4 protein-coding genes are annotated in these 3,075 nt (G+C 68.9%); 3 read left to right on the top strand and 1 reads right to left on the bottom strand.

Annotated elements, in window-relative coordinates; genetic code table 11:
- The coding region (locus tag AC14A7_RS05445; protein WP_484006992.1) for an ABC transporter permease at positions 1 to 381 on the top strand (381 nt) is incomplete at its 5' end.
- Positions 378 to 1,271, top strand: coding sequence for an ABC transporter permease (locus AC14A7_RS05450; RefSeq protein ID WP_484006994.1), 894 nt, complete (start codon positions 378 to 380; stop codon positions 1,269 to 1,271). The genes AC14A7_RS05445 and AC14A7_RS05450, both read left to right, overlap by 4 nt.
- 11 nt (positions 1,272 to 1,282) lie before the next feature.
- On the opposite strand, the gene AC14A7_RS05455 is transcribed toward AC14A7_RS05450, so the two are convergent.
- Positions 1,283 to 1,813 carry an adenine phosphoribosyltransferase gene (locus tag AC14A7_RS05455; RefSeq protein ID WP_484006996.1) on the bottom strand — a complete coding sequence of 177 codons (531 nt, stop codon included), beginning with the start codon at positions 1,811 to 1,813 and terminating at the stop codon, positions 1,283 to 1,285.
- A gap of 142 nt (positions 1,814 to 1,955) precedes the next feature.
- On the opposite strand from AC14A7_RS05455, the gene AC14A7_RS05460 reads away from it, so the two are divergent.
- On the top strand, positions 1,956 to 3,075 hold a 1,120-nt coding region (locus tag AC14A7_RS05460), incomplete at its 3' end, for a metallophosphoesterase (protein ID WP_484006998.1).

Below are 3,075 nucleotides of genomic sequence, written 5' to 3' on the forward strand. Positions count from 1 at the left end.
GTGTTCTTCACGACGGTGGTCGGGGCACTGCTCGGCTTCCGTGCGGCAGACCGCACCAGTCTGGATGTCGTGCGCGTCTACGGCGGCGGCCGGTTCACCCAGCTGCGAAAGGTGCGTCTCATCGCCGCCCTTCCCGCCATCCTCAACGCCCTGCAGATCGCGGTGCCGACCGCGTTCCTCGGTGCTGTGCTCGGCGAGTACATGGGGGCGACCGACCGCGGTGTCGGCATCACCCTGATCCGGCTGCAGGGCCAGCTCGACTCGACGCGCGTCTGGGCGGTGTTCATCCTCTGCGCTGTCGTTGCCCTGGTCGGCTACGGCGCCGTCGGCCTTGTGGCGCGGTTCGTGACGCCATGGGTCTCTGGCAGGAGCGCGGCGTGACCGCCGTCGTCACGGCGCCCGCGGCGGCTACCGACGAGACCGAGATCCGCCGTCGCCTGCAGCGGGAGCGCGGCAGGGCCATCGGCCGCTCGATCGGCCGCTCGAGCCTCAACGGCCTCATCACGATCGTCGTCGTGCTGCTGCTCTGGCAGGCGGTCGTGAGTCTCACCGGCATCTCGCCGTACGTTGCCAAGGGCCCCATCGAGGTCTGGAACTACCTGTTCGTCGACAACCCGGAGCGGCCGAACAGCACCGCCCTCTCGCACCGTGAACTGCTGGCACCCCTCGTGGTTCTGACCCTGCAGGACTCCCTGCTGGGCTTCGTCGTCGGCATGGCGATCGCCATCGTGCTCGCCGTCGCGTTCACGATGTCGAAGACGGTGGAGTCGGGGGTGATGCCGCTCGCACTGCTGCTGCGCAGCATCCCGCTCGTCTCGATCGCGCCCGTGATCATCCTGCTGACCGGTCGCGGAACGCCGGCCTCCGTCGCCGTGATCGGCAGCATCGTCGTGCTGTTTCCGGCCCTGGCCTCTGTCATGTTCGGGCTCAGCAGGGCGAGCCGAGAGAGCCTCGACCTCGTTCGCGTCTACGGCGGCGGCACCCTCATGACGCTGCTCAAGGTGAGCATTCCCGGGGCGCTGCCGTCGCTGTTCTCTGCAGCGCGCGTCTCGGTTCCTGGCGCGGTGACGGGTGCGCTGCTGGCGGAGTGGCTGTCGACGGGGCAGGGAATCGGCGGCAGCATCCTCAAGTTCAACGCCTCGGCGCAGTTCGAGTACCTCTGGTCGTCGGTCGCGCTCATCACCGTGATCACGCTCGTGCTCTACAACATCGTGCAGCTGATCGAGAACGTCGTGCTCGCCCGCATGGGCATGGCGGCCACGCTGCAGTAGCCGGCCGGCGCCTACAGGGTAACGAGCGTGCGGATGTCGTAGCCGGGCAGCGCCGCGCGCCCGCCGAGGCCGTCGAGCTCCATGACGACGCTGATGCCGGCGACCGACCACCCAGCGTGCTCGATGAGCGCTGCGGCCGCCGCGAGCGTTCCGCCCGTCGCGAGCACGTCGTCGACGAGCAGCACCCGGGAACCAGGGGGCAGGTCCGCCGGCTGGACCTCGAGCGTTGCACTGCCGTACTCGAGGTCGTAGCTGCGCGACAGCACCGGGCCGGGGAGCTTGCCCGGCTTGCGCACGAGCAGGGTTCCGATGCCGAGCTCGTAGGCGGCCGTCGCCGAGAGGAGGAAGCCGCGTGCCTCGACCCCTGCCACGGCATCGATCGAATCGCGGAACGGCTCGACGAGAGCCTGGGTGACAGCATGCAGGGCCGGGCCGTCGGCGAACACGGGGGTGAGGTCGCGGAACAGGATTCCCGGCTGGGGAAACTCGGGGATGGAACGGGTGAGCTGCGTGATCAGGCGGGCGGCTGTTCCATCGGTCATCGCTCCAGACTATGGCCGCTCGCGCCGCACCCTGTTGCCCGGCGCGTTGCGGCGCTACGATGTGGCCACCCCCAACCGGGGTCGCTGCCCCTTCCCGAGCGCGAATCGCGCTCGCGGCGTCTCGTCTAGAGGTGAGGCTGCCATGCTCGGTTCACGACTCGTCACAACGCTCGCCACCGTCGCGATGCTCGCAGCGACGCTGGCGGTGGTCGGCGGCGGTGGCGGCCGGCTGGCGGCACCCGCGGATGCCTCGGTGCGGTTCACGGCATCCGGTGACTTCTCCTCTACGCCGGAGTCGTTCTCCGTTCTCTCGACCATCGGCTCCATCCAGCAGGATCTCCATCTCGCGCTCGGCGATCTCTCCTACGGGGCGTCGGGCAACGAGCAGCAGTGGTGCGATCTCGTGACCGCGCGCGTCGGTGCCGGCTTCCCGTTCGAACTGGTGGCCGGAAACCATGAGAGCAACGGCCAGAACGGCAACATCAACGACTTCTCCGCGTGCCTGCCCAACCAGCTTCCCGGGGTCATCGGCACCTACGGGCGGCAGTACTACGTCGACGTTCCCGCCGACGCGCCCATCGTTCGCTACATCATGGTCTCGCCGGGGCTCACCTTCCCCGATGGCACCTGGAGCTATGCAGCCGGCACCCCGCGCTACGCCTGGACGACGGCCGCCATCGACGATGCACGCGCAGACGGCGTGCCGTGGGTCGTCGTCGGAATGCACAAGCCATGCCTGTCGATGGGGGCGTACTCCTGTGACCCGGGAGCCGACTTCATCTCCATGCTCGTCGACAAGCGGGTCGACCTCGTGCTGAGCGGCCATGAGCACCTGTACCAGCGCAGTCGGCAGCTGGCGACGTCGGCCGCGTGCCCGGCCATCGTGCCGAACACGGTCAACGCCGCGTGCATCGTCGACTCCGACGCGGTCATGACCGCGGGCGCCGGCACGGTCTTCGCGACGGTCGGCACCAGCGGGGTGCCGATACGGGAAATCACCCTCACCGACTCCGAGGCCGGTTACTTCGCGTCGTGGTCGGCCCTCAACGTCAACCCGACGTGGGGAGTGCTCGACGTCACCGCGACCCCGACAGAGCTCACCGGGCGCTTCGTCCGCGCGGCGGGTGGAACATTCACCGACAGCTTCACGCTCGGCCAGCCGACGACGACACCTCCGGTGGCCGCGTTCTCCAGCTCCGCATCCGGTCTGACCGCGACCTTCGATGGCTCCGCATCGAGCGACAGCGACGGCATGATCACGG

This window comes from Conyzicola sp. (genome assembly GCF_057073975.1).

What these genes read in the sequence shown, in the direction of transcription:
- AC14A7_RS05455 (WP_484006996.1), bottom strand. Translation starts at nt 1,813, where the DNA reads ATGACCGATGGAACAGCCGCCCGCCTGATCACGCAGCTCACCCGTTCC.